Consider the following 25115-nt stretch of genomic DNA (forward strand, 5'->3'; position numbering starts at 1 on the left):
TCCGATGCGCGTCCTGCTGGTCCACTGCCATCCCAACCCCGACAGCTTCAACGCCGCCCTGCGCAATGCGGCCGTCGCGGCGCTCGAAGCGGCGGGCCACGCGGTTGAGAGCCTCGATCTCTACGGCGAGAATTTCGACCCGCGCCTGAGCTCGCGGGAGCGCGGCGCGTATTACGACGAGGAGGCCGAGCGGCCGGACATCGCCGGCCATATCGCAGCCCTGCGCCGGGCCGAGGCGCTGGTTCTCGTCTACCCGACCTGGTGGTTCGGGTTGCCGGCCATGCTGAAGGGCTGGTTCGACCGGGTCTGGCTGCCCGGTGTCGCCTTCGCGCTGGGCGGAGCCAAGGTTCTGCAGCCGCGCCTGACCAACATCCGCAGGATCGCGGTGGTGACGACCTACGGCTCGCCGCGCTGGCTGCTCTGGCTCGTCGGCTGGCCCGATTGGCGGCTGTTCCGCTTCGGCATCCGCCCGCTCTGCGCGCCGCGCTGCCGGCTCGATTGGATCGCGCTGACCGGCATGGACGGCGTCTCGGAACCCGCGCGGGCCCGCTTCGTCGAGCGGGTCCGCAAGCAGCTTGCGGCGCTCTGAGCAGCGTCAGACCGACGGAAAGCGCTCGAAGCTCGGTAGCTCGTGCGCCTGCTCCATCCAGGCGATGCGCTCGGCCACTTGGATATGCGCCTGAGGCGGCAGGGCCTCCGGCGTATCGAGCGTGCCGGTCTGCACGTCGATCATGCCCGGCAGCATCTGCTCGTTGACGTAGAACAGGCTCGTGCCGCAGCGCCCGCAGAAATGCCGCCGCCCGTGTTCGGAGGAGGCGTAGACCGTGGGCTGTCCCGAGATCGTCACGTCTCCGGCGGGCACCATCGCCCAGCCCACCATCGGCGCACCCGAATGGCGCCGGCAATCCGTGCAGTGGCAGAGCGCGTTGTGAATCACCTCCGAGGTCATCGCGTAGGTGATGGCGCCGCAGTGACAACGTCCCTTGAGCATGTCGCTTCCCCCCCCGACTTCCGAAGCGTCGCCGCGATGCGCCGGAGGATAGAGCTCGGAAACGATCCCTGAAAGCGAGAAACCGCGGCAGCCCGTTTCAGGCTGCCGCGGCTCCCATACCGGACGGAGGACGCAGGACGGTGCGCCCTCCTGCCCGGATCACTCGGCCGGCTGCAGAGCCGGGGCCACCTCGGCGGCCGGCTCGCCACTCAGCGCGGCGTGGAGCTTGGCCTCGTCGACCTCACCCTCCCAGCGGGCGACGACGATGCAGGCCACCGCGTTGCCGATGAAGTTGGTGAGCGCGCGGCATTCCGACATGAAGCGGTCGATTCCGAGGATCAGCGCCATGCCGACGACCGGCACGGAGGGAACGACGGCGAGGGTCGCGGCCAGGGTGATGAAGCCCGAGCCGGTCACGCCCGCCGCGCCCTTCGAGGAGAGCATCGCGACCAGCAGCAGCAGGACCTGCTCGCCGAAGGTGATCGGGGTGTCGGTGGCCTGCGCGATGAACAGCGCCGCCATCGTCATGTAGATGTTGGTGCCGTCGAGGTTGAACGAGTAGCCGGTGGGGACGACGAGGCCGACCACGGGGCGCGAGCAGCCGGCGCGCTCCATCTTCTCGATCAGCGAGGGCAGCGCCGATTCCGAGGACGACGTGCCGAGCACGAGCATCAGCTCCTCCTTGATGTAGCGGATGAGCTTGAGGATCGAGAAGCCGTTGTATCGGGCGACCGCACCGAGCACGCCGAGCACGAAGATCGCCGAGGTCAGGTAGAAGGCGCCGACGAGGTAGGCGAGGTTGGCGAGCGAGGAGATGCCGTACTTGCCGATGGTGAAGGCCATCGCGCCGAAGGCGCCGATGGGAGCGACCTTCATGATGATGTTGACGACGCCGAAAACGGCTTCCGACAGCACCTTGATGATGTCGAGCACCGGCTTGCCGCGGTCGCCGAGGAAGGCGAGGCCGAAGCCGAACAGCACCGAGAAGAACAGCACCTGCAGGATCTCACCGCCCGCGAACGCACCGACCGCGGTGGTCGGGATGATGTTCATCAGGAAGTCGGCGATGTTCTGCTCCTTGGCCTTGCCGGCGTAGGTCGCGACCGCCTTCGGATCGAGCGAGTTCGGGTCGATGTGCAGGCCGTGGCCGGGCTGGAGCACGTTGGCGACGATCAGGCCGACGATCAGCGCGAGCGTCGAGAAGGTGAGGAAGTAGGCGAGCGCCTTGCCGCCGACGCGACCGACCTTCTCGAGGTTCGTCATGCCGGCGATGCCGGAGACCACGGTGAGGAAGATCACCGGCGCGATGATCATCTTCACGAGCTTGATGAAGGCGTCGCCGAGCGGCTTCATGTCGGCGCCGAGCTTCGGGTAGAAATGCCCGAGCGTGATGCCGATCGCGACGGCGACGAGCACTTGGAAGTACAGCGTACGGTAGATGGGTTTGGGGGCGGGCGGCGCGTGGGGCGCGGTCAGCGGAGACGGTACGGCGGCCATGGGCGTTTCTCCCTGTCGAAGCGATGGTGGGCTCGTCGGATCGGTTGGCCGAAGCTCCGTCAGGAGGACCCGGGCGCCGTCCGCTCTTGTTTTTGGCCTCTCGGCACACAGCTCTGCAGTTTGCTCATGGCTGCGTTTCGACGGGGGAATGGCAACCGGCATGCCAGTTCGAAAGTGCCGGTAACTTTTCGTTAAAGTCTTGAAATGAATGATATTTCCAGATCACTCGCAGATCGCGGATCCCCGCTTGTTGCGGTAATCCGCACAAGTGGCTCCACCGCATTCCGGAGTTTCGCACTGGGCTCTGCGGCGTGATCGTTCCGACCTCACCCACCGCGAACGACTACCGGCGCGCGCTCGCCGTCGTGGCGGGACTCGCCGTCCTCGTCCTGGCGGGCTGGCTCGGCGGACGGGTGGCGGAACGGTGGGCGCTCATCGATCTGCGCCGTTCAGCCGTCTCGGCCCTCGGATTGCAGGTGGCCGCATTCGGGGCCGAGATGCAGACGCAGAGTTCTCTGCCGCTCGCGCTCGCCGCGGATCCCGAGATCGCCCGCGTCGTGGCCCCGGCGCCGGAGCCCGCACTCGTCGCGGAGGTGAACGGACGCCTCGCCCAGATCGCCGAGGCCACGGGCGCCACCGTGATCTACGTGGTCGGGTCCGACGGGGTGACGGTCGCCGCCAGCAACGCGGCGGCGGAGAAGAGCTTCGTCGGCCGCGACTACGGCTTCCGGCCCTATTTCCGGGAAGCGATGACGACCGGTTCCGGCTCACAATTCGCGCTCGGAACGGTCAGCGGCCGGCCGGGCTACTACCTCGCCCGCCGGCTGCCCCGCGCGGCCGGGGTCGTCGTCGTCAAAATCGAGTTCGACGCCATCGAGGCGACGTGGCGGGCGAGCCGCGAGAGCGTGTTCGTCACCGATCCCCGCGGCATCGTGCTGGTGGCGAGCGAGACCAACTGGCGCTTCAAGGCCCTGCGCAGCGTCGATGAGGCCGAGCGCAGGCGCATCCGCGAGACGCTCGAATTCGGCGAGGCGCCGCTCTCGCCCCTGCCGGTCTACGCGACGTCGGAGGCCGGCGATCTCGTGCGGGTCGGCGGGGGGGCGAGACCCGCCTGGCCCGCGCTGATGCTCGACGCCCCGATCCCCGGCACCGCGTGGCGCCTCCATACCCTGACTCCCATCGCGGCCGCGGTCCAGCGCGAACGGGCGCAGGGCCGCGCCATCGCCCTGCTGACGACCGGACTCGCCTGGGCCGGCCTCGCCACGCTGATCGGACGTCGGCGCCGGATGCGGGTCCAGCTGGCCGAGGCCGCCACCCGGCACGAGGAACTGGAGGCCCGAGTGGCCGAGCGCACCCAGGCGCTCAGCGAGGCCAACCGGCAGCTTCTCGCCGAGATCGAGGAGCGCCGGCGCGCTCAGGCCGAGCGCGAGCGCCTGGGTCGCGAACTGGCCCAGGCCGGGCGGCTGGCCGCTCTCGGCCAGTTCGCCGCCAGCATGGCACACGAGATCAACCAGCCGCTCGCGGCGATCCGCTCCTACGCCGACAACACCGCGATCCTCGTGCGCCGCGGGCGCGTCGAGGACGCGGCGGAGAATGTCGGGGCGATCGGCCGGTTGACCGAGCGCATCGGAACCCTGACGCGCCAGCTGAAGGGCTTTGCCCGCCGCGCCTCCGGGCGGCGGGAGCCGGTGCGTCTCGCCGAGATCTTTCGCGGAAGCCTCGAAGTCATTTCCTGGCGCGCGGCGCAGAGCGGCATCGCCCTCGACGTGGCGTCCCCCGCACCGGATCTCGCCGTGCTCGGCGACGGGCCGCGCCTGGAACAGGTCGTTGTCAATCTCCTGCAGAACGCCCTCGACGCCGTGGCCGAGCGGCCCGATCCGCGGATCGCCGTGCGGGTCGAGGTGGCGGAAGACCGGATCGCCGTCGAGGTCGCCGATAACGGACCGGGCATTCCGGAAGCCGTCCGCGCGCAGGTCTTCGACCCCTTCTTCACCACGAAATCCGAAGGACTCGGACTCGGTCTGGCGATCTGCCGCGGCATCGTCGAGGAATGCGGCGGCACGCTCGGCCTGCGCTCGGGCGCCGAGGGCACCACCTTCCGGATGGAGCTGGCACGCGCCGTCGCCCCGTCGGAAGAGGCGCAGGACAGCAAGTCGATCGGAAGCCTGGAGGCCATATGAGCAGCGAGCCGGAGGGCGCGGGCGAACGGATCGTCTTCATCGACGACGAGGAGGATGTGCGGCGCGCCAACCGGCAGAGCCTCGAACTCGACGGCTTCCGGGTCGAGACCTTCGAGGCGGCCGAGCCGGCCCTGGCGGCGATCCGGGCCGAGCCGCCGGGCGTGGTCGTCACCGATGTGCGCCTGCCGGGCATCGACGGACGCGCCCTGTTCGATCGGATCCGGGCGGTCGACGCGGATCTGCCGGTGATCCTCATCACCGGCCACGGCGACATCTCGATGGCGGTCGCGGCGATCCGCGCGGGCGCCTACGACTTCCTCGCCAAGCCCTATCCGGCCGAGGCGCTGATGGGCTCGGTCCGGCGCGCCCTCGACCATCGCCGACTGGTTCTGGAGAACCGCCGGCTCCATGCCCGGCTCGACGCGGCGGTCGAGGAGGATCCGGCCTTCCTCGGCATCTCGCCGCAGATCGTGTCCCTGCGCCGCCTGGTGCGCGACGTCGCGGGTGCCGATGTCGACGTGCTCGTGCTCGGCGAGACGGGCTCAGGCAAGGAGGTGGTGGCGAACGCCCTGCACCGCTGGAGCCGGCGCGCCTCCAAGAACTTCGTCGCCATGAATTGCGGCGCGCTGCCCGACAGCGTGGTGGAGAGCGAGCTGTTCGGCCACGAGGCCGGCGCCTTCACGGGGGCGCTCAAGCGCCGGGTCGGGCGCATCGAGCACGCGCAGGGCGGCACGCTCTTCCTCGACGAGATCGAGAGCATGCCGCTGGCGTTGCAGGTGAAGCTGTTGCGGGTGCTGCAGGAGCGGGTGGTCGAGCCGCTGGGCACCAATGAGCGCCGACCGGTCGATATGCGGGTGGTCTCGGCCACCAAGGTCGATCTCGGCCAGGAGGCCGCCGCCGGCACCTTCCGCGACGACCTCTACCATCGGCTCAACGTCGTCACGGTCGCGATCCCGCCGCTGCGCGAGCGGCGCGAGGACATCGTCCTGCTGTTCCAGCACTTCCTGGCCCGCGCCGCCGCCCGGTTCGGGCGCGAGGCGCCCAAGGTGACGGCGGCGATGCGCGACCATCTCCTGCGCCATTCCTGGCCGGGCAACGTGCGCGAACTCGACCACTTCGCCGAGCGTTGCGCGCTGGGCCTGACCGGACAGGCCATCCCGGAGGCCTCCCCGGCGCCGGCGCTGAGCCTGTCCGAGCAGGTCGAACGCTTCGAGCGCGGTCTGATCCGCGAGGAGCTGATCATGGCCGGCGGCGACGTGCGGGTGGCGGCCGAGTCTCTCGGCGTGCCCCGCAAGACCCTCTACGACAAGATCGCCCGCTACGGTCTCGCGCCCACCGATTTCCGCTGACCGCGACGCCCTCAGGCGACCGCGGCTTTCGGCGTCGGGCAGACGCGGTCGTGGCCGGTCCGCTTGGCCTCGTAGAGCGCACGGTCGGCCCGCTCGATCACGTCGCGGGCCGCCTCGCCCGGCCGGCACTGCGCGACCCCGGCCGAGATCGTGACCTGGCCCACGACGTCTCCGGTACCGCGCTTGACCAGCCGCTGGGCGCGCAGACGGCCGCATATCTCCTGGGCGAGCGCGACGCCGGCCCCGATGCCGGCCTCGCCGAGCACGATCGCGAATTCCTCGCCGCCGTAGCGTGCCGCGAGATCGCGGTCCGTCGTCTTCTCCGACAGCAGCCGCCCGACGAGCCGAAGCACCTGATCGCCGAAGCGGTGCCCGTGCCGGTCGTTGAGCCCCTTGAAATGATCGATATCGAGCAGGATGAGCGAGAAGGTGCTGCCGCTATCCGCCCGGGTCCGCGTGACCGCCTCGCGCAGGAAGTGGTCGAAGGCCTTGCGGTTGGCGAGCCCGGTCAGGGCGTCGGTCGCCGCCGCACGACGCGCCTCGACGAGATCCCGGTGCAGCGCGGTGATGTGGTCCGCCGAGGCCGAAAGCTGATCCTCGAGCAGCCGGTTGCGGGACTGCGCCGCTTCGGTCTCGCTGATGAGGGCGACGAGCGCCGTCATGAGTTCGTCGGCGGTCGGGCGTGCCACAAGCCGGCCCGACCAATGACTCAGGGTCTCGCCGTATCCGGCCAGGGCCTTGCGGCTGCCGGCGACGCGCTCCGCCAGCGCGCCCGCCGCCTCAGCCAGCCGGCCGGCCCCTTCGAGCACCGAGGCCTCGGTCGAGGTCCCGGCGATGCAGGTGTCGTAGAACGCGCTCGCCTGCTCCTCCGTCAGCGTTCCGCCGGGCGCGAAGCACGGCGCGAGGCGTTCCGTCAGCGGCGGGTTCTCGCCGCTGAAGAAGGTGTGCAGCAATTCGTAGTTGCGCGGGGAGGGCGGGAGTCCGTGCTGAGACAAGGCGTCCCAGGCGAGCCGCGCGGACGCCCGGGCGCGGCCGAGGCTCGAATCCGCCTGCTGCGGCACCTGCACCGACATCACGATCCCCAGTCCACGCCGTCACGACCGGGGGATTACCCGATTACTGTTAAGTTTCAGTCTTTCGTTCCGGCGCTCCGGCGATTTCAGACTTGCTGACCTTTCGCGGAGCGGCTCCGGCCGTACCCGCCGATCAGGCCGCCGCCCGGCCCGCGATGAGAGCCCTTGCCGTAGCGGCGGGCATCGGGCGGCCGAGTAGGAAGCCCTGCGCTTCGGTGCAGCCCTTGCGCCGCACCCGCGACAGTTGTTCCTCCGTCTCAACCCCTTCGGCGGTGACGGCCATGCCGAGGCGCTCGCCCAGGCCCACCACGGCCCGAACCACCGCCGCCGCCTCCGGCTCGTCGATGTCGCGGATGAAGGCGCGATCGATCTTGATCTTGTCGAAGGGGAACCGGCACAGGTAGCTCAGGGACGAGTAGCCCGTGCCGAAATCGTCGAGCGCGATCCGCACGCCCATGGCGCGCAGGCGCCGCAGGCAGCCGATCACCGCGTCCGAATCCTGCATCAGCACGCTCTCGGTGATTTCGAGCTCCAGCCGTCCGGCGGGCAGACCCGAGGCGGCGAGCGCGCGCACGACGCTCTGTTCCAGCCCGGTCTCACGGAACTGCACCGCCGAGACGTTGACGGCGACCCGCAGATCGCCAGGCCACCCGGCCGCTTCGCGGCAGGCCTCGTGCAGGGCCCAGGCGCCGAGCTGCGCGATGAGTCCGGTCTCCTCCGCCAGTGGGATGAAGTCGCCCGGTGACACCGGCCCGTGCACCGGATGCTCCCAGCGCAGCAGCGCCTCGAATCCCCGCGGGCTGCGATCCGCGAGAGCGAAGATCGGCTGGTAGTGCAGCGCGAACCCGCCGGAGCGGATCGATTCGCGCATGTCGATCTCCAACAGCTTGCGGGTCGCGACCGCGAGATCCATGCCGCTCTCGTAGAACCGGAAGGTGTTTCGCCCCGAGTCCTTGGCGCGATAGAGGGCGATGTCGGCGTTCTTGAACAGGCTGTCGGCGTCGTCCCCGTGCCTCGGCCAGATTGCGACGCCGATGCTGGCCCCGACGGTGGTGGCGCGGCCGTCGAGATCAATCGGCTGTCCGACGGTTTCGATCAGCCGCCGGGCGATCGCGGCGACGCGGCGGAGCTCGCCCCGACCCGGCATGATGATGGCGAACTCGTCACCGCCGAGCCGGGCGACCACGTCGCGCTCGCGCAGGACGTCGCGCAGGCGCCGGGCGACGATGCAGAGCAGGGCGTCGCCCGCCGGATGGCCGAACGTGTCGTTGACCGCCTTGAAGCGATCGAGGTCGCAGCACAACACGGCCACCCGGCCGTCGTTGCGCCGGGCCGCCGCGATCTCGCGGCTCAGCGTCTCCTGGAACAGCCGGCGGTTGGGAAGGCCCGTGAGCGCGTCGTGACGGGCCATGTGCTCGATCAGGGCCTGAGCGCGCTTGCGCTCGGTCGCGTCGGCGACGGTGCCCTCGATCCAGATTGGCCGACCCTCGGCGTCGCGCACGATCCAGGCCGTCTCCGCCACCCAGATGCGCTCGCCGCCCGCGTGGCGGCGAACCTCGGATACGAAATCCTCGACATGCCCCTCGCGGTCGAGACATTTCATGAAGGCTGCGTGCCGGCTCGGTTCGACGTACCAATCGTGGCTGACGTCGCCGGCCGGCACGGAGAGGAAGGCCGACACGTCGCGGTAGCCGTGCAAGCGGGCGAGCGCCCGGTTGGCCTGGACGATGCCGCCGTCGAGGCGGGCGCGGTAGACGCCGATCACCGCGTTCTGGAACAGCGACTGATAACCGGCCTCGGCCGAGCGAAGGGCCGCCTCGTTGCGCCGACGCTCGGTGAGATCGGTGTAGGTGCAGACAAGACCGCCCGACGCGATCGGCGCGAGCCGCGTTTCGAGAATCCTGCCGTTGAGATGGGCGACCTCGTAGCTCTGGACGTCGAGCGGGAAGTCGCCCAGCTCGATCGCCTGCTGGACCCCGGTGCGCTCACACCTTGGCGTGCCGCTCCGGGCGAGGTGGTGCCGCACCGCTGAGAAGGACGCGCCCTCGTGCAGAACCTCCTGCGGCAGCTCGAGCAGGTCGCGGGCGCGCTGATTATGAACCTGGACCCGCTTGTCGGGGCCGATCATCACGAGCCCCTGGTCCATCGCTTCGAGGGTGGCGCGCATCGCCTCGCCGGTCTCGCGCAGGCGTTGCTCGGAATGCGCCAATTCGGTCACGTCGAGGCAGACGCCGAAGATCGAGGCGAGCCGACCCGCGTCGTCGTACTCTCCGACCCCGTGCACGGCCACCACCCGAACCTCGCCATCGGGACGGAGGAGGCGGGAGCGGTGCTCGTAGCCCCCGCCCAGCGTCCGGGTTCGATCCGTGAGAGCGTCGTCGATGGCGGACCGGACCCGTTCCAGGTCGTCCGGGTGATAGAAGCCGATATGGGTTTCGAGCGGGAGGGTCGCGAGAGGGGCGTTGCGCCCGAAGATGCGGGCGATCCCGTCGGACCACACGATGGTGCGGGCGGCGACATCGATCCGCCAGTGACCGAAAGCGGCGATGTGCTCGGCCATGGCGTGGGCGGCCTCGGTCGCGCGCAGGCGCGCCTCCCATTCGACGAGCCGCGTCTCGGCCTGGCGACGCTCGGCCGCCTCGGCCTCCGCCGCGCGCCGGGCTTCGTCGAGCTGGAGATGGGCCTCTGCCACGAGCGCCAGTTCCCGCAGGGACTGCAGCCGATCCGGGAGCAGGTCGCTGCGCGGGACCCGGTCGATCAGGCAGAGGGTGCCGATGACACGACCCGAGGTCGAGCCGATCGCGACCCCTGCGTAGAAGCGGGCATGCGGGCTACCGACGACGAGCGGGCATTCGACGAAGCGCTCGTCCTGGATCAGGTCGGGCACGACGAGGGTCTGCCCCCGCTGCCGCCGGATCGTGTGGTTGCAGAAGGCGCTCTCGCGATCGACGCCGTCATCCTCGCAGCCGTACCGAGCACGGAAATGGAAGCGCTCGTCGTCCACCAGGGCGACCATCGCCATGGGAACTGCGAAGATTTCAGCGGCGGAACGGCACAGCCGGTCGAGGTGGATCTCCAGTTCGGCCTCGGACGGCCAGTGCCGTTCGGCTGCCACGGCTCCACCGTCGGTGGCCGACACCGGACGGATCGTTGTCATCGCTCGACTTCCCCGCAATGGCTCGACCGATCCGCGCCGCCAATGCGTTCGGTGACATTCGATGGAGTGTCGCAGCTTCAGGTTAAGAACGGTTCACACAGGGCACGATCACGGAGAGCGCCCGCTCGGGGACAAGGCACTACGGCGAAATTTTGCAAGTAAATCAGCGAATTGGATGATCTAATATCGATTTGGAAAGCAATTTCCCCGGTTTCGACGAAAATCCCGCTGCAGGAGGCAGGCACTTGTTGCGCACGCCATCGCAAGATCTTTCCAAGAGCCGACATGCGGCCCTTGAAGAGATGCGAATGACCTCAACAGCCAGGCGGGCTCGGATTCGAATCGGCCTCAGGCCGAAGCCGGCCCATCACTCCGAGAGGGCGGCTTCGGACTCCGCGCGGCGCCGGCGGGTCGGCACGGGTCTCCGCTTCGATCGAGCCGAAAACCCGGGTCAGACTATTCGATACCGAGCTTGTCCTTGAGAAGCGCGTTCACGGCGGCCGGGTTGGCCTTGCCGCCGGTCGCCTTCATGGTCTGGCCGACGAACCAGCCGAGCAGGGTCGGCTTGGCCTTGGCCTGCTCGACCTTGTCGGGGTTGGCGGCGATGATCGCGTCCACCGCCGCCTCGATGGCGCCGGTATCGGTGACCTGCTTCATGCCGCGGGCCTCGACGATCTCCCGCGGGTCGCCGCCCTCGGACCAGACGATCTCGAACAGGTCCTTGGCGATCTTGCCGGAGATCACGCCCTCACCGATGAGATCGACGATGGTGCCGAGTTGCTCGGCGGAGACCGGCGTGTCCTCGATGGTTCGACCCTCTTTGTTGAGGCGGCCGAAGAGCTCGTTGATCACCCAGTTCGCCGCCGCCTTGCCGTCGCGGCCCCGCGCCACCGCCTCGAAATAATCGGCCGAGGCCCGCTCGGCGACGAGCACGCCGGCATCGTAGGCAGAGAGGCCGAAATCCTTGATGAAGCGCGCCTTCTTGGCGTCCGGCAGTTCCGGCAGGCCGGCGGCGAGCGCATCGACGTAGGCCTGGTCGAATTCGAGCGGCAGCAGGTCGGGATCGGGGAAGTAGCGGTAATCGTGCGCCTCTTCCTTCGAGCGCATCGAGCGGGTCTCGCCCTTGCCCGGATCGAACAGGCGCGTCTCCTGATCGATCTTGCCGCCATCCTCCAGGATCGCGATCTGGCGGCGCGCCTCGACCTCGATCGCCTGGCCGATGAAGCGGATCGAGTTGACGTTCTTGATCTCGCAGCGGGTGCCGAAGGGCTCGCCCGGCTTGCGCACCGAGACGTTCACGTCGGCGCGGAGACTTCCCTTCTCCATGTCGCCGTCGCAGGTGCCGAGATAGCGCAGGATCGTGCGCAGCTTCGTCACGTAGGCCTTGGCCTCCTCCGATGAGCGCAGATCGGGGCGCGAGACGATCTCCATCAGCGCCACGCCGGAGCGGTTGAGATCGACGAAGCTCTTGGTCGGATCCTGATCGTGCAGCGACTTGCCGGCATCCTGCTCCAGATGCAGACGCTCGATCCCCACCGTGATCGACTCGCCGTCGGGCAGATCGACCAGCACCTCGCCCTCGCCGACGATCGGATCCTTGTACTGCGAGATCTGGTAGCCCTGCGGCAGATCCGGATAGAAGTAGTTCTTCCGGTCGAACACCGAGCGGTGGTTGATCTTCGCCTTCAGGCCGAGGCCGGTGCGCACGGCCTGGGCGATGCATTCCTCGTTGATGACCGGCAGCATGCCGGGCATGGCCGCATCGACCAGGGAGACATGGTCGTTGGGCTCGCCGCCGAAGGCCGTCGAGGCGCCGGAGAACAGCTTGGAGCGGCTGGTGACCTGGGCGTGGATCTCCATGCCGATCACGACCTCCCAGTCGTGCAGGCCGCCCTTGATGAGCTTCTTCGGATCGACGCGCTCGGTCATTCTCTTCGACTTCGGTGCCGGCGCCGCCGGATCGGCGCCTTCCAGGGTGTGTAGGGAGCGGGTGCGCCGCGGGTCAAGCGGGCGGAGGGGCGGAGGGGCGCCACGCCGCGAGCGTCACCGCCGGGCCGTTCACGAAGTCCGGGGCATCGGCGATGACCCGGGTCTCGGTCAGGCCGTGATGGGCGAGCACCCGGATCAGGTCGGGCAGCTCCATCCAGCGGGTCTTGCCCTGGTTGCCGCCCCAGAAGGTGGCGAGCCCGCGGTCGCGGTAGGTCAGTTCGTGCAGGGTGAGCCGCATCCCCTCGTGCTCGACCGGGCGGGGCACGTGGCGGCGCATCCTCGGCTGGGCCGCGTAGTAATGCGTCCAGAGGAACAGCCGGTCGGAGCGGGCAGCGGCGAGGCGGATCAGTTCGAGGGGATCGAACATGTGGTAGAGGATGCCGCAGGCGAAGATGAGGTCGTAGCGCGGCCCCGGCGCGGCCAGATGCCGGCTGACGTCGCCGAGCAGGAAGGTCGAGCGGGTGAGTCCGGCGATGTTCTTGACGATGAGCGACTTGAGGAAAGCTTCCGAATTCGACTCGACCGCCGTGACGCTGCTGGCGCCGAGCGCTTCGAGCTGGCAGGTATGGGCGCCTTCGAGCGGCCCGAGTTCGAGGACGTCGTAACCGTCGAGGCGTCCGTCGCGGCCCAGGATCTCCGCCGCCTGACGTGGGCGCGGATCGGCGCGGAAGCCCGGCAGGCCGCCACCGACCGGCAGGTCGGGCACGAGTTCGCTCAGATCGCTCGCCCAGCGCCCCTCGAACAGGTCGTAGGCGTTGCGGTGGCTGGGGACGTCGACGTTGAAGGTCCGCTTGATCATGCCGTCGTCACGCCGTGCTGCCGATACGCCGTGCCGCACTGCGCGCCCCGCCTCCCGGCGTCAAGTCTCTGTGCCCTGAATGCAACATTCGGGAACGGATGCCGTGGGATCGGTGGGCGATCTTCTCCGCGGATATGACGGCCGTTCGAAATCGGCGTTTCCGACGATAGGCTTAGCTTCGGCGGCGGCGAGCACACTGGATCGATTGAAGCTGTAATTATTACAATGACATAAGATAGTATTTGAACGAGTCCCGTTCTTGCGGTCTCAGCGCAGAACCCGCGCAGTCCGGCGCGCGAGGACTTCGAAGGAAGCCGGACCGGTCGATCTATCATGAGGCATTGGACCTCCTCACGGCGTGCGGACTTCTCCGTCCGCTCGCTCGTCCTGTCGGGCATCGCCGGCTCCGTGCTGCTCGCCGGTCTCGGTTCAGCGCAGGCGCAGTCCTCGAAGCCGCGCGGCGCCTCGAATTCGCCGACGCCGGTCGGCGCCGCCGACGCCTCGGTGGTGCTCGAAGAACTCTCGGTCGAGGGTCAGCAGCCGACCTTCGGCACGACCGGCTTCGTGGCGACGCGCTCGACCGCGGGCACCAAGGGCAACGGCTCGATCCTCGAGACTCCCGCCACGGTCAGCGTCATCACCCGCGAGGAACTCGACGTGCGCGGCGTGCAGGATCTCAACACGGCGGTGGCCTACACCCCGAACGTCCAGGCGGTCGATTACCCCGGTGGCCAGGGCGGCCCCACCTTCACCCTGCGCGGCTTCAACGCGAACAACTTCGACAACGTCTACGAGGACGGCCTGCGCTACGGCTTCAACTCGTTCGACCAGAACGTCGAACCCTACGCCTACGAGCGCATCGACGTGGTGAAGGGTCCGATCTCGGTGCTCTACGGCGCCGGCCAGCCCGGCGGCATCATCAACCTCGTCTCGAAGCGTCCCTCCTTCACGCCCTTCAACGAGGTGTTCCTGCAGGGGGGCAACCGCAGCCGGATCCAGGCGGGCTTCGACCTGACCGGGCCGGTCGAGGGCGCGCCTCAGTTCGCCTACCGCATCACCGGCCTCATCCGGAACGCCGACAGCCAAGTCCGCTTCACGCCGGACGACCGGACTTTCATCGCCCCCGCCGTGACGTGGCGGCCCGATGCCGACACCTCGCTCACCGTGCTCGCCAAATATGCCGAATTCCGCGGCGGCGGCTCCGAGCAGAGCCTGCCGATCGTCGGCAGCATCATCCCGAGCGCGCGCGGCTTCTACCCGCGCGACGTCTTCGTCGGTCAGCCGAACTTCAACACCGGTCTCCTGGAGAACAAGGAGATCGGCTACATCCTCGACCACACCTTCGCGCCGGGCTGGCTGTTCCACTCGGCCTTCCGCGCCTACGAGACGACCTCGAAGTTCAACGCCACCGGGGCCTCGCCGGCCCAGACGCCCGGCAGCTTCCTGGCGGTCTCGGTCTTCCCCTACCTTCGCGACCAGTCGAGCCAGGGCCTGCTCGCCGACAACCACGTCGAGGGCCTGTTCGAGACCTTCGACGTCCAGCACAACGTGGTCTTCGGCGTCGACTTCCAGAACTATCTCCGCCGCGACGCGCGGACCTTCCCGCTCGGCTACCCGACCGCCGCCGCCAACCGGCTGATCGACCTCTACAATCCCGTCTACAACCTCGGCATCGCCTTCCCCCAGCGGACGAATGTCGGCACCCGCGCGACGCAGCAGCAGACCGGCCTCTACTTCCAGGACCAGATGAAGTGGAACGGCTTCATTCTCACCGGCAGCGTGCGCAACGACTGGGTCGATCAGGAAGTCCGCACCACCTTCAACTTCCCCAACCTGCCGCTCCCGACCTTGAACCGGACCACGGTCGACCAGCAGAGCTTCTCCGCGCTGAGCTACCGCGTCGCCCTGGGCTACGAGTTCGACGCCGGGGTGGTGCCCTACGTCTCCTACTCGACCTCCTTCAACCCGCAGATCGCCGGCCAGCGGGCCGACGGATCGGCGCTCGACCCGCGCGAGGCGAAGCAGATCGAGGGCGGCGTGAAGTGGCAGCCGGTCGGCAGCAACGCCCTCTACACGGCCTCGTATTTCGAGATCACGCAGACGAACATCCCGCTTGCCGATCCGCTCAACCCCGGCTTCTTCATCCAGACCGGTGAAGCGGTGGCGAAGGGCTTCGAACTCGAGGGCAAGGCCAGCCTGTTCGAGGGGTTCAACCTGATCTTCGGCTTCGCGCATCTCGACACGCGGGTGACGAAGAACCAGTCGAACCCGGCCTTGGTCGGAAATCGGCTGGCCAATGCTCCAGGCAACACGGTGTCGCTGTTCGCCGACTATGCCTTCCCGCTCGGCTCGCCGTTCGGCGGCTTCCGCGCCGGGGCCGGCGTGCGCTATGTCGGCGCCCGCACCGACGCGACCAATGTCGACCGCATCCCGGCCTACGCCCTCGTCGACGCCTCCCTCAGCTACGACCTCGCCAGGCTCGATCCCGCCTGGAACGGGGCAATCCTCTCGGTGAACGCGACCAACCTGTTCGACCAGCGCTACTTCACCTCCGGCTTCTACACCGGCTACGTCTTCGAGGGCTTCCGCCGCAGCGTCTTCGGAACGCTGACCTATCGCTGGTAGGGCCGAGGCCGTGACGCATCCGGCGCGCATCATGGCGGGGATGTCTGCGCGTCGGCCGGGCGTGGCGGCAAAGGCCCCGGTCCGGTTCACCGCGTCGCGCTCGTTTCGGATCGCGCTTTGGCTGCACCGCTGGACCGGGCTGATCGCGGCGCCGTTCTTCCTGATCCTCTGCATAAGCGGCACGATCCTGATCTTCCACGAGGAGATCGACGAGGGCTTCGGCTACGCGACGCACACGGACGCGGCATCGCCGGGCACGCCCCCGCGGCCTCTCTCCGAGATCGTCGCCGCCGCATTGGCCACGGCTCCGGCGCGGCGGCCACTGGCCCTTGTCTTCGATGCGGACCATCCGGAGCGGGTCACGGTCAGCCTTGTCGAGCCCGGCGCACGCGCCTTCGACGGTGCCAAGCCCGTCGTCCTCGACCGGTATCGCGGCACCGCGATCGAGGCGCCCGATCCGCGCTCGACGCCGACCGGGATCATCCTCACCCTGCACGCCAACTGGTTTCTCGGCCTGCCGGGCGAACTCGCGGGCGGGGTCGTCGCACTGCTCGTGGTGATCTGCCTCGTATCGGGAATCGTGATCTACGGCCCCTTCATCCGAGGGCTCGCCTTCGGCCTGATCCGACGCGGCCGGGGAGAGCGCCTGCGCCAGCGCGACCTGCACAACTTCCTCGGCACGGTAACGCTCGGCTGGGCGCTTCTGGTCAGCGCCACCGGCGTCACCCTGGCACTCGGCGACATCGCCCTGAAGGTCTGGCAGGCGACCGAACTGCAGCGCCTCGCCGCGACCCATGGCGGGCACAAGCGGGAGGCGGGGCCGATCGCAGGGTCCGGCTCTTCCCTCGACGCGGTGCGCGCGGCCGCGGAAGCCGCCAAGCCGGGCTGGCGGACGAGCCTGATGCTCTATCCCGGCAGCGCCTTCTCCACCGAACGGCATTTCACGGTGCTGCTGGTCGGCCCCGAGGGCCTGCAGAAGCGGCTGTTCGAGATCGCCCTGGTCGACGCGGCCGATGCGCGGGTGGCCGAGATCGCGGCGCTGCCCTGGTACCTCGTGGTGACGCAGCTCTCGCAGCCGCTGCATTTCGGCGATTACGGCGGTCTGCCGCTCAAGCTGCTCTGGACGGCCTGCGCGTGGTTCACGCTCTTCATCACCGGCAACGGCGCGTGGCTGTGGTTCGCCCGTCATCCGCGCCGCCGGAAGGCGAGGGACGACGAGCGCGGGGTGAGGCAAGCGGCATGATCTGGGCGCGCCATCCCGTCGGCATCGCGCTGGCGGTGACGACCGTCACGATCACGGGGCTTGCCCTCATGCTGGCGGAAGCCGCGGCGTGGAAGGTCGCGGGCTTTACCCTGGCCGCAATCCCTCCGGCGGCCGGATTGGTGGCCTACCTGTCCCATCGACGAGACCGCTAAGGCTTACAGGACTCTCAACCCGGGCCGCAGCCGGACTAGCCGGCCTCGCCCTCAGATCACCGGCACGCCGCGGCCCTTGGCCTGATCGCCGGGCTCGACATGGATCACTACCACCGCGCCCTCGATCTCCGCCTCGATCACTTCCTCCAGCCGGTCGCAGATCGCGTGGGATTCCGACACCGTCATCTCACCCGGCACGACGAGGTGGAAGTCGATGAAGGTGGCGCTGCCGGCATGGCGCGTCCGCACGTCGTGGGCCTCCAAGGCACCCTCGCTGTGGGCCGAGATCAGGCCGCGGATGCGGCCGACCATCTCGGGCGAGGCCGCCTGATCCATCAGGCCGCTGATCGAATCGCGTACCATGGTCCAGCCCGACCACAGGATGTTGAGGGCCACGAGGCCCGCCACCAGCGGATCGAGCACCAGCGTTCCCGTGGCGAGGACGAGCCCGAGACCGACGAGCACGCCGCCCGAGGTCACCACGTCGCTGACGATGTGGCGGGCATCGGCCATCAGAGCGGGCGAGCGCAGCCGCCGGCCGCGCCGGAACAGCAGCAGCGCCCAGACCGCGTTGATGAGCGTGGCGACGACGTTCACCGCCAGACCGAGGGCGGGCGCGTCGAGGGGCTTCGGGTCGAGGATGCCGAAATACGCCTCGCGCAGGATCAGCAGGGCGGCGACGATGACGAGCGCCCCCTCGATCACCGCGGAGAAATACTCGGCCTTGTGGTGGCCGTAGGGGTGATCCTCGTCGGCCGGCTGCGCGGCGACGCGCACGGCCAGAAACGCGCAGGCCGCGGCCACGACGTTGATGATGCTCTCCAGCGCGTCGGAATAGAGCGCAAGACTGCCGGTGAGCCAGTAGGCAGCGAATTTCAGCGCGGTGACGAGCACGCCGACGGCGGCGCTCGCCAGGGCGGCCTTCTCGGTTCCGGTCATGCGACTTTAACGGGCGGGGAGGGGACGGCCCCGCCCTTACGGTCCACGGTCCCGGAAGGCCACGGCAAAGGTTTTAGCCCGGGCTATCGTCCTCCGCTCCGGCCCCGGCCTGCGCGGTCGCGGGGAGGCGCCCGCGGGCGATCTCCTTCGCGCGGGAACGCTCGGCCTTCTCGAGAGCCCGCTGCGCCTTGCGGGCGTAGAGACGGCCGATCCAGCCGAAGCTCGCCCGCATGGACAGTTCGTCGAAGCGGGCCGCCTCCCGCTCCCAGTAGCGCACGAGTTGCGCGTCGAGCGTCTCGTGCGGCGGCTTTCTGGCAACTTCCGTCATGGCGCGAACATCCTCGGCGGCCGGCTCCGCACGTCACTCGTTCGGTGAGGGCGGCGCATCCGTTTCCTCCACCACCAGTGCCTGCGCATCGCCCCGGAAGCTGCCGGGTCCGACATCGCCGGTCGGGTGGCCAGGCGTGCCGAAGGGCTCGCTCGGATAGGCCTCCTCGAAGCGGCGGCGGGCATCGTCCGCATCCTCGGCCTTGAGGGTGATCCGCGGCGTCTCGGGCAGGGGCCAGCGCGGGTCGGCGGGATCGCGCGGCTGGACGGCGTACCATTTCATCGTGGGCAGCTTCCTCGGTCGAACCTTCAAGTCGAAACGGTGTCTCAACGCGCGAGACGGCGCCTCGGCTGCACCGCTCTCAGGCTGTCGCGATCTCTTTGAGGTAGTGCGCGGCGGCCTCTCCGTCGGCGGCGCCGGACGCGAAGCCGACATAGCCGTCGGGCCGCACCAAGTGCAGGCGCCCCGGCGCCGGATTCCGGCGCGGCACGGGCTGGACCAGGCCGGGGAAGCGGGCGGCGAGCGCGGCGCCCGCCTCTTCATCCGCCGCGTAGAGGACGAAGCGCGGGTCGGCGCCCGCGCCCGGCGGCGGCCCGTCCGCATCCTCGGGCCGCCAGCGCCGGCCGGCCCCCGGCCCGACGGAGAGCGGGGAGCCGGGATAGCCGATCTCGATCTCGCTCATGGTCGCGGCCATCCGCCGCCGCACCGCGTGGAGGCCGAGGACCCACCCCAGCGCGCGGTTGCGGACCGCCTGGGCCGCCGGATTGGCGAGCGTCGCCAGAGCGGTGAGCCGCCCGGCATTGCGCAGCACCGTCTCGCCGACGGCGTTGCGCTCCGGGCTGTAGCTGTCGAGGAGCCGTGGGCCGGCCTCGCCCCGAAGCACCAGGGCAAGCCTCCAGGCGAGGTTCACCGCATCCTGCATGCCGGTGTTCATGCCCTGGCCGCCGGCCGGGCTGTGGATATGCGCGGCATCCCCCGCCAGGAACACGCGACCGCTGCGGTATTCGGAGACCTTGCGCTCGTGGATGCGGAAACGGCTGAGCCAGACCGGATCGGAGACGCGGATTCCGGGCCCGGCGCGGGCGGCGACGAGCGCCTGCACCTCGTCCAGCGTCGGATCCGGCCGCGGCCGTGCATCCGCCCGGCTGACGGTCGCGACCACGCGCGCCCGGCCACCGGGAATCGGGAAGATCACGAACGGCCCGTCCCGGTGGAGATAGACGGCGATCTCGTCGCCTGGCGGGACGCCCGCGCCGTCGAGGCGGATATCGGCGAGCAGCCACTCGTCGCCCTGCGCGGAGCCGCGGAAGGCCAGGCCGAGCCCGTGGCGCACGGCGCTGTGGGCGCCGTCGCAGCCAAGCAGGAAAGGGGTCGTCACGGTCTCCTGCCGCCCGTCCGCGCGGGAGAGCCGCGCCTCCACGCCGTCCGGCCCCTGCGAGAAGGCGAGAAGCTCGACCTCCCGCTCGACCGCAACCCCGAAGGAGCCGAGATGCTCGGTCAGCAACCGCTCGGTGTCGCGCTGCGGGATCATCAGTCCGAAGGCGTAGGGGCTGGCGATGTCGGAAAAGTCCGGGCCTCCGAGCACCCGGCCACCGGCGCGCAGCCTCGCGCCGCGGGCACGCAGGCCCGCCGCGAGGAAGGCCTCGGTGCAGCCCATCCGGTCCATCAGTTCGAGGGTACGCGACCAGACGACCAGCGCCTTCGAGGTCTGCGTCGCTCGGGCCGCGCGGTCGATCAGCCGGACGCCGACGCCGTAACGCGCCAGCTCGCAGGCGAGCGTCAGACCGACCGGCCCGGCGCCGACGATCAGGATCGTTTCCATTCCCGTCTCCGGGCGTCATGCTGCGCCGAGCCTCGCCCCGGATCAATCCGCCATTTGCGTCGCGCGCCCATCCGTGCTGATGGCGCGGCATGCGCGTAGACCTGTTCGATTTCGAGTTGCCGGAGGCTGCGATCGCGCTGCGGCCGGCGAGCCCCCGCGACGCGAGCCGCCTGCTCGTGGTGCGCCCCGGCGAACCATTGGCGGATCGCGGCGTGCGCGACCTGCCCGCGCTCCTGAATCCGGGCGACGCCCTCGTCTTCAACGACACGCGGGTGATCCCGGCCCGCCTCTCCGGCATCCGCCACCGGGCAGGTGGCTCCGGCCAGCGCTGCGAGGCGATGCTGCATCTGCGCGAGGCGCCCGACCGCTGGCGCGCCTTCGCCCGCCCGGCCAAGCGCCTGGCCCCCGGCGACCGCATCCGCTTCGGCAGCGACGGGGACAGCCAAGGGGCGAGCGAAGTCTGCGCGCTTTCCGGCCTCGACGCGACGGTGGAGGAGCGGGGCGAGGGCGGCGAGATCCTGCTGCGCTTCGACCTCGCAGGGCCGGCGCTTGACGAGGCCATCGCCGGGCTCGGCGCGCTGCCGCTGCCCCCCTACATCGCGGGAAAGCGCGCCACCGACGCGCGAGACACCACCGACTACCAGACCGTCTACGCCCGCGAGCCGGGCGCCGTCGCCGCCCCAACCGCCGGCCTGCATTTCTCCGACGCCCTGCTCGAAGGGATCGACGCGGCGGGGATCGAGCGGGTGCACGTCACCCTGCATGTCGGGGCGGGCACCTTCCTGCCCGTCAAGGCGGACGACACCGAGGCCCACCGGATGCATGCCGAGATCGGCCTCCTCGACGCGGCCACCGCGGAGCGGCTCAACGCCGTGCGGGCGCGGGGCAACCGGATCGTCGCCGTCGGCACCACGGCCCTGCGGCTGCTGGAGAGCGCGGCCGATCCCGACGGCGCGATCCGCCCGTTCTCGGGTGCCACCGACATCTTCATCACGCCGGGCTACCGCTTTCGGGCTGTCGATGCCCTGGTGACGAACTTCCACCTGCCGCGCTCGACCCTGTTCATGCTGGTCTCGGCGTTTTCTGGGCTCGACACCATGCGCGCGGCCTATGCCCACGCGATCGCTTCCGGCTACCGCTTCTACTCCTACGGCGATGCCAGCCTGCTGTTCCCGGAGCACAGCCCATGAAGGCCCTGCTATGAGCAGCCGGCGCCCGCCGCTCCGGGTCGACGTTGCCCGCACCGTCGACCGCTTCCTCGGCCTGATGGCGAGCGAGGGAGGGCCGCGGCTGCGCGGGCTCTATCTTGTCGGCTCGGTCGCGCTCGGCGACTTCCGGCCGGGCCGCAGCGACATCGACTTCATCGCCCTTCTCGACGGACCGGCGGGGGACCTTGCGGCGCTGGCGCGGGTCCACGCCGCCCTGATGCAGGCCGGCGGGCCGCATTTCGACGGCGTCTACCTGCCGATCGATGCCCTTCGGAAAGCGCCGGAAGCGGGCGCCGTCGTGCCCTTCAGCGTCGAGGGTGAGCTACGAATCGGCGAACCCTGCCGCGAGGTGAATCCAGTCCTGTGGCGCTGTCTCGCCCGCTCGGGCCGGCCGATCCTCGGCGCGGCGCCGGCCGCCCTCAGCATCGCCGACGACGACGCGCCGCTGCAGGCCCACGCGCTGGCCAACCTCGACGAATACTGGCGCCCCTGGATCGGGCGCTGCGAAGCGGCACTCGCCGCCAAGGCACCGGACGCCGCCTGCGACGCGCGCACCCTCGAATGGGGCATTCTCGGCGTGAGCCGGATTCTCTGCACCCTCGCCACCGGGCGGATCGTCTCGAAGCGCGAGGGCGGGCGCTTCGTGCTGGACCGCCTGCCCGAAGCGCATCAACAGGCGGTCTGGGACGCGCTCGACGCCCGCGACGGGACGCTGGAGCATGTCTCCCCGGCGGAAATGCGCGCCGGCCTCGACACCATGCGCTTCCTGATCGACGGCGCCAGGGGCTATCAGGCCCCGCAGACGGCCCCCACCCCCCCGGACCGATGACAGATCCCCTCGACTTCTCCTTCACGGTCGCCGCCACCGACGGCCAGGCCCGCACCGGCCACATCACCATGCCGCGCGGAACCATCCGCACGCCGGCCTTCATGCCGGTGGGCACCGCCGCCACCGTCAAGGCGATGTATCCGGAGCAGGTGCGCGACCTCGGCGCCGACGTGGTGCTCGGCAACACCTATCACCTGATGCTGCGCCCCGGCGCCGAGCGGATGGCGCGGCTCGGCGGGCTCCATCGCTTCATGCGCTGGGACGGGCCGATCCTCACCGATTCCGGCGGCTTCCAGGTGATGTCGCTCTCGGCGCTGCGGAAGATCGACGAGGAGGGCGTGACCTTCCGCTCGCATATCGACGGCACCGCTCACCGGATGAGCCCGGAGCGCTCCATCGAGATCCAGGGCCTGCTCGGCTCCGACATCCAGATGCAGCTCGACGAATGCGTGCGCCTGCCGGCCGAGCGGCCGGAAATCGAGAAGGCGATGCACCTCTCGCTGCGCTGGGCCGAGCGCTGCCACGTCGCCTTCGGCGAGCAGCCGGGCAAGGCACTGTTCGGCATCGTCCAGGGCGGCGACGTGCCGGAGCTGCGGGTCGAGAGCGCGCGGGCGCTGACCGACCTCGGCCTCAAGGGCTACGCCATCGGCGGCCTCGCCGTCGGCGAGCCGCAGGCGGTGATGCTGGCGATGATCGAGACGGTGGAGCCGCACCTGCCGGCCCATAAGCCGCGCTACCTCATGGGCGTCGGCACCCCCGACGACCTGATGCAGTCGGTGATGCGCGGCATCGACATGTTCGACTGCGTGATGCCGACCCGCGCCGGCCGCCACGGCCTCGCCTATACCCGCCACGGCCGGATCAACCTGCGCAATGCCCGCCACGCCGAGGACACCCGGCCGCTGGACGAGGCCTCGGACTGCCCGGCGGCCCGGGACTATTCCCGCGCCTATCTCCACCACCTCGTCCGCTCGGACGAGATCCTGGGGATGATGCTGCTGACCTGGAACAACCTCGCCTACTATCAGGCGCTGATGGCCGGCATGCGCGCGGCGATCCGGGACGGGCGTCTGGCGGATTTCGTCGCCGAGACCAAGGACGGCTGGGCGCGGGCGGAGGCCGCCGCGAAGGGCTGACGGGCCCGCCTCAGCGCAGGTCGGCGCGCTTCTGGGCCTTGTTGTAGCTGGTGATCGCCGCCTGGCAGTTCGGCGAGAGCTTGGCCTTGTTCTGCTTGAAGCAGGCGCGCACCTCGGCGCTGTCAGGGGCGAATTCGCCGCAATAGCTCAGGTAATCCCCGGTGCAGTGCTGCCGCAGCGCCTCGCGGTCGGCCGGTGCCGCCGCCGGGCCGGCAAAAGCCGCGCTCGTGGTGATCATCAGGGCGATGGCTGTGCGTACGATCATGGAAACTCTCTGCAACTCCGACTTCGCGCCTCCCGCCCCGCCGTCGGGCGAGGCGCGAGGATGCCCGGCAAAGCCGGGCCGCGGGGTGTAGAACCTGCCGATCGGGCGAGAGTGCGGCCGGCTCGTGGCAGGCCAAGTCCCGTATCGGCCACAGAGATCCGCCCGCCGCCGGGCGCGGCTCACCGGCTTGTGGGCGGGCTCCGAGGCTCGTTCGGGACCTCCGGCGCATGCGCCAGAACCCGGTAGGCGCCGGCGGGATCATCGCGTCCGCTCGCCTGCGCCGTCTTCAGCCCCGCTACGATCCGCGCGGCCACCGGCAGGCGGTAATGCAGCGGATCCCAGTAGTTCGTGTCCTGCAGCGTGATCGGGGACGGAATGCGGAAATCGACCACCGTGGCCGCGCGGGCGGCGCCGATCCGCGCCACCCGCGCCTTGCAGGCGGCCTCCCGCGCCGCGGCGGGTGAACCGGGCGCGCCCTGCTGCGAGACGTGGACGGGCGGGAAGACCACGAGCTTCCGCGTCTCGGCCGGCGCCTGCGCCAGGAGTGCATCGAGCCAGCCGAGCGCCGGCATCGGCGCATCGGCGGGGGTCGGCCGGTAGCCCGGCTCGGACTCGGCGGCAGTCTGGATTGCCTGAGAATGGCGGATATGCGCCTGGGCGCGGGCCGCGTCGTACAGGCTCTCCGGTGGGGTGAAGACCGCGTAGCCGTTGGCCGCGAGCCGGGCGCGGGCGAACCCGAGCCGGTACAGCGCGCCCTCGGAGGCGGTGCCGAGACTCTGCCAGTTCACCTGCCGCAGCGCGTCCCACGCGGTAATAGGTCGATAGAGCCAAGCGGGAAAGGCGCGGAAGGTGAGCCGGCGCTCGGCCGCATCCGGCTCGCACCATGTCGGATCGATGCCGAACAGCAGCGTCGTCGGCCGCGTGTGGCGCAAGTCCTGGCTCAGGTAGAGCCGGGCCAGCGCGCTCTGCTCGTAGGGCGTGGCCGCGTTCATCGACAGGTTGGCGAAGCGTCCGCCGAAGGCCCGGCCGAGATCCGCCGGATCGAGGAGACGCAGGGTCGAGGTGCCGAACACCGCCGCGTCGTAGGCGCCGCTGCGCGCCACCTGCGGATACATGAAGCGCTGGTTGCCATCCATCAGCGGCCCCTGCGCCCGGCCGGGGCCGGCCCGCAATCCGTACGGGTCGAGGGCGGCGACGAGGCCGATGCAGACGGCGCCGAGAACCGCTGCCGCGCTCAGGAACAGCAGGACGAAGCGCCGCCATTCCGGCGGCGAGCCCGCCGGGTTCGCTCTCGTCATCGCTTCTCGTATCGACTCAACGGTTGGCGGCACATCGAGCCGTGTTGACCCTCCCGCCCCGACCCCCTATTGCGAGCCCCACGCTCCGAGCGCAACCGGCCCGCCCCGCGGCGCCCGCGCGAGCCGGGTGCGAGCGCGTAGCTCAGTTGGTAGAGCAACGGACTTTTAATCTGTAGGTCCTGGGTTCGAGTCCCAGCGCGCTCACCACAGATTT

Annotated in this window: 21 protein-coding genes and 1 tRNA gene; 10 read left to right on the forward strand and 12 right to left on the reverse strand. The window is 69.9% G+C overall.

What is annotated here, in order from left to right:
- Positions 1-4: 4 nt before the first annotated feature.
- The gene (locus MPPM_RS16615) at positions 5-589 is read left to right on the forward strand and encodes an NAD(P)H-dependent oxidoreductase (RefSeq protein WP_096486003.1); all 585 of its coding nucleotides are present in this window, start codon (positions 5-7) and stop codon (positions 587-589) included.
- Between the two features lie 6 nt (positions 590-595).
- Here the strand turns inward: MPPM_RS16615 and MPPM_RS16620 are convergent, their stop codons facing one another.
- Both MPPM_RS16620 and MPPM_RS16625 read right to left on the reverse strand, forming a co-directional pair.
- Positions 596-991 carry a GFA family protein gene (locus MPPM_RS16620; RefSeq protein ID WP_096486004.1) on the reverse strand — a complete coding sequence of 132 codons (396 nt, stop codon included), beginning with the start codon at positions 989-991 and terminating at the stop codon, positions 596-598.
- A gap of 159 nt (positions 992-1150) precedes the next feature.
- Complete coding sequence (locus tag MPPM_RS16625; RefSeq protein ID WP_096486005.1) at positions 1151-2488, reverse strand: dicarboxylate/amino acid:cation symporter; 1338 nt, start codon at positions 2486-2488, stop codon at positions 1151-1153.
- 311 nt (positions 2489-2799) lie between these two features.
- Between MPPM_RS16625 and MPPM_RS16630 the strand changes: the two genes are divergently transcribed.
- Both MPPM_RS16630 and MPPM_RS16635 read left to right on the forward strand, forming a co-directional pair.
- The gene (locus MPPM_RS16630; RefSeq protein WP_096486006.1) at positions 2800-4668 is read left to right on the forward strand and encodes a sensor histidine kinase; all 1869 of its coding nucleotides are present in this window, start codon (positions 2800-2802) and stop codon (positions 4666-4668) included.
- A complete protein-coding gene (locus MPPM_RS16635; protein ID WP_096486007.1) occupies positions 4665-6017 on the forward strand; it encodes a sigma-54-dependent transcriptional regulator in 1353 nt (450 codons plus the stop codon). The genes MPPM_RS16630 and MPPM_RS16635 overlap by 4 nt, the downstream gene beginning before the upstream one ends.
- A gap of 11 nt (positions 6018-6028) precedes the next feature.
- On the opposite strand, the gene MPPM_RS16640 is transcribed toward MPPM_RS16635, so the two are convergent.
- The 4 genes from MPPM_RS16640 to MPPM_RS16655 form a co-directional block, all read right to left on the reverse strand.
- Positions 6029-7090, reverse strand: coding sequence for a GGDEF domain-containing protein (locus tag MPPM_RS16640; protein WP_096486008.1), 1062 nt, complete (start codon positions 7088-7090; stop codon positions 6029-6031).
- A gap of 133 nt (positions 7091-7223) precedes the next feature.
- On the reverse strand, positions 7224-10247 hold the full coding sequence (locus MPPM_RS16645; RefSeq protein ID WP_096486009.1) for a bifunctional diguanylate cyclase/phosphodiesterase: 3024 nt from the start codon (positions 10245-10247) through the stop codon (positions 7224-7226).
- A gap of 456 nt (positions 10248-10703) precedes the next feature.
- The gene (gatB, locus tag MPPM_RS16650; RefSeq protein ID WP_096486010.1) at positions 10704-12176 is read right to left on the reverse strand and encodes an Asp-tRNA(Asn)/Glu-tRNA(Gln) amidotransferase subunit GatB; all 1473 of its coding nucleotides are present in this window, start codon (positions 12174-12176) and stop codon (positions 10704-10706) included.
- Positions 12177-12249: 73 nt separating this feature from the next.
- Positions 12250-13035 carry a class I SAM-dependent methyltransferase gene (locus MPPM_RS16655; protein WP_096486011.1) on the reverse strand — a complete coding sequence of 262 codons (786 nt, stop codon included), beginning with the start codon at positions 13033-13035 and terminating at the stop codon, positions 12250-12252.
- A 333-nt stretch (positions 13036-13368) separates the two neighbouring features.
- Between MPPM_RS16655 and MPPM_RS16660 the strand changes: the two genes are divergently transcribed.
- From MPPM_RS16660 to MPPM_RS28550, 3 genes are read left to right on the forward strand one after another with little or no spacing between them, the layout of a single operon-like run.
- The gene (locus MPPM_RS16660; RefSeq protein WP_244573332.1) at positions 13369-15660 is read left to right on the forward strand and encodes a TonB-dependent siderophore receptor; all 2292 of its coding nucleotides are present in this window, start codon (positions 13369-13371) and stop codon (positions 15658-15660) included.
- A gap of 31 nt (positions 15661-15691) precedes the next feature.
- The gene (locus MPPM_RS16665; protein WP_096487888.1) at positions 15692-16903 is read left to right on the forward strand and encodes a PepSY-associated TM helix domain-containing protein; all 1212 of its coding nucleotides are present in this window, start codon (positions 15692-15694) and stop codon (positions 16901-16903) included.
- Positions 16900-17076 carry a hypothetical protein gene (locus MPPM_RS28550; protein WP_173807921.1) on the forward strand — a complete coding sequence of 59 codons (177 nt, stop codon included), beginning with the start codon at positions 16900-16902 and terminating at the stop codon, positions 17074-17076. The genes MPPM_RS16665 and MPPM_RS28550 overlap by 4 nt, the downstream gene beginning before the upstream one ends.
- Positions 17077-17127: 51 nt before the next feature.
- On the opposite strand, the gene MPPM_RS16670 is transcribed toward MPPM_RS28550, so the two are convergent.
- From MPPM_RS16670 to MPPM_RS16685, 4 genes are all read right to left on the reverse strand, one after another.
- Positions 17128-18015, reverse strand: a complete 888-nt coding sequence (locus tag MPPM_RS16670) for a cation diffusion facilitator family transporter (protein ID WP_096486012.1) — start codon at positions 18013-18015, stop codon at positions 17128-17130.
- A 73-nt stretch (positions 18016-18088) separates the two neighbouring features.
- Positions 18089-18343: a hypothetical protein gene (locus MPPM_RS16675; protein WP_096486013.1), complete on the reverse strand. Its 255-nt coding sequence runs from the start codon at positions 18341-18343 to the stop codon at positions 18089-18091.
- A gap of 33 nt (positions 18344-18376) precedes the next feature.
- Complete coding sequence (locus MPPM_RS16680) at positions 18377-18625, reverse strand: hypothetical protein (protein ID WP_096486014.1); 249 nt, start codon at positions 18623-18625, stop codon at positions 18377-18379.
- Positions 18626-18704: 79 nt separating this feature from the next.
- Positions 18705-20165, reverse strand: a complete 1461-nt coding sequence (locus MPPM_RS16685) for an FAD-dependent monooxygenase (RefSeq protein WP_096486015.1) — start codon at positions 20163-20165, stop codon at positions 18705-18707.
- A gap of 89 nt (positions 20166-20254) precedes the next feature.
- Between MPPM_RS16685 and queA the strand changes: the two genes are divergently transcribed.
- From queA to tgt, 3 genes are read left to right on the forward strand one after another with little or no spacing between them, the layout of a single operon-like run.
- Positions 20255-21355: a tRNA preQ1(34) S-adenosylmethionine ribosyltransferase-isomerase QueA gene (gene queA, locus MPPM_RS16690; protein ID WP_096486016.1), complete on the forward strand. Its 1101-nt coding sequence runs from the start codon at positions 20255-20257 to the stop codon at positions 21353-21355.
- A gap of 10 nt (positions 21356-21365) precedes the next feature.
- Entirely contained in the window at positions 21366-22202 is an 837-nt protein-coding gene (locus tag MPPM_RS16695; protein WP_096486017.1) for an aminoglycoside adenylyltransferase domain-containing protein, read from the forward strand.
- A complete protein-coding gene (tgt, locus tag MPPM_RS16700) occupies positions 22199-23338 on the forward strand; it encodes a tRNA guanosine(34) transglycosylase Tgt (RefSeq protein ID WP_096486018.1) in 1140 nt (379 codons plus the stop codon). Before MPPM_RS16695 ends, tgt begins: the two co-directional genes overlap by 4 nt.
- A 10-nt stretch (positions 23339-23348) precedes the next feature.
- Here tgt and MPPM_RS16705 read toward each other — a convergent pair whose 3' ends face one another.
- Entirely contained in the window at positions 23349-23603 is a 255-nt protein-coding gene (locus tag MPPM_RS16705; protein ID WP_096486019.1) for a hypothetical protein, read from the reverse strand.
- Between the two features lie 179 nt (positions 23604-23782).
- A complete protein-coding gene (locus MPPM_RS16710) occupies positions 23783-24901 on the reverse strand; it encodes a hypothetical protein (protein WP_096486020.1) in 1119 nt (372 codons plus the stop codon).
- A 131-nt stretch (positions 24902-25032) separates the two neighbouring features.
- Here MPPM_RS16710 and MPPM_RS16715 point away from each other — a divergent pair.
- Positions 25033-25108, forward strand: a tRNA-Lys gene (locus MPPM_RS16715).
- The last annotated feature ends 7 nt before the right edge of the window (positions 25109-25115 follow it).

This window comes from Methylorubrum populi (assembly GCF_002355515.1).
Taxonomy (GTDB): Bacteria; Pseudomonadota; Alphaproteobacteria; order Rhizobiales; family Beijerinckiaceae; genus Methylobacterium; species Methylobacterium populi_A.

What these genes read in the sequence shown, in the direction of transcription:
- MPPM_RS16615 (WP_096486003.1), top strand. Translation starts at nt 5, where the DNA reads ATGCGCGTCCTGCTGGTCCACTGCCATCCCAACCCCGACAGCTTCAAC.
- MPPM_RS16620 (WP_096486004.1), bottom strand. Translation starts at nt 991, where the DNA reads ATGCTCAAGGGACGTTGTCACTGCGGCGCCATCACCTACGCGATGACC.
- MPPM_RS16625 (WP_096486005.1), bottom strand. Translation starts at nt 2,488, where the DNA reads ATGGCCGCCGTACCGTCTCCGCTGACCGCGCCCCACGCGCCGCCCGCC.
- MPPM_RS16635 (WP_096486007.1), top strand. Translation starts at nt 4,665, where the DNA reads ATGAGCAGCGAGCCGGAGGGCGCGGGCGAACGGATCGTCTTCATCGAC.
- MPPM_RS16640 (WP_096486008.1), bottom strand. Translation starts at nt 7,090, where the DNA reads ATGTCGGTGCAGGTGCCGCAGCAGGCGGATTCGAGCCTCGGCCGCGCC.
- MPPM_RS16645 (WP_096486009.1), bottom strand. Translation starts at nt 10,247, where the DNA reads ATGACAACGATCCGTCCGGTGTCGGCCACCGACGGTGGAGCCGTGGCA.
- gatB (WP_096486010.1), bottom strand. Translation starts at nt 12,176, where the DNA reads ATGACCGAGCGCGTCGATCCGAAGAAGCTCATCAAGGGCGGCCTGCAC.
- MPPM_RS16655 (WP_096486011.1), bottom strand. Translation starts at nt 13,035, where the DNA reads ATGATCAAGCGGACCTTCAACGTCGACGTCCCCAGCCACCGCAACGCC.
- MPPM_RS16660 (WP_244573332.1), top strand. Translation starts at nt 13,369, where the DNA reads ATGAGGCATTGGACCTCCTCACGGCGTGCGGACTTCTCCGTCCGCTCG.
- MPPM_RS16665 (WP_096487888.1), top strand. Translation starts at nt 15,692, where the DNA reads ATGGCGGGGATGTCTGCGCGTCGGCCGGGCGTGGCGGCAAAGGCCCCG.
- MPPM_RS28550 (WP_173807921.1), top strand. Translation starts at nt 16,900, where the DNA reads ATGATCTGGGCGCGCCATCCCGTCGGCATCGCGCTGGCGGTGACGACC.
- MPPM_RS16670 (WP_096486012.1), bottom strand. Translation starts at nt 18,015, where the DNA reads ATGACCGGAACCGAGAAGGCCGCCCTGGCGAGCGCCGCCGTCGGCGTG.
- MPPM_RS16675 (WP_096486013.1), bottom strand. Translation starts at nt 18,343, where the DNA reads ATGACGGAAGTTGCCAGAAAGCCGCCGCACGAGACGCTCGACGCGCAA.
- MPPM_RS16680 (WP_096486014.1), bottom strand. Translation starts at nt 18,625, where the DNA reads ATGAAATGGTACGCCGTCCAGCCGCGCGATCCCGCCGACCCGCGCTGG.
- MPPM_RS16685 (WP_096486015.1), bottom strand. Translation starts at nt 20,165, where the DNA reads ATGGAAACGATCCTGATCGTCGGCGCCGGGCCGGTCGGTCTGACGCTC.
- queA (WP_096486016.1), top strand. Translation starts at nt 20,255, where the DNA reads ATGCGCGTAGACCTGTTCGATTTCGAGTTGCCGGAGGCTGCGATCGCG.
- MPPM_RS16695 (WP_096486017.1), top strand. Translation starts at nt 21,366, where the DNA reads ATGAGCAGCCGGCGCCCGCCGCTCCGGGTCGACGTTGCCCGCACCGTC.
- tgt (WP_096486018.1), top strand. Translation starts at nt 22,199, where the DNA reads ATGACAGATCCCCTCGACTTCTCCTTCACGGTCGCCGCCACCGACGGC.
- MPPM_RS16705 (WP_096486019.1), bottom strand. Translation starts at nt 23,603, where the DNA reads ATGATCGTACGCACAGCCATCGCCCTGATGATCACCACGAGCGCGGCT.
- MPPM_RS16710 (WP_096486020.1), bottom strand. Translation starts at nt 24,901, where the DNA reads ATGACGAGAGCGAACCCGGCGGGCTCGCCGCCGGAATGGCGGCGCTTC.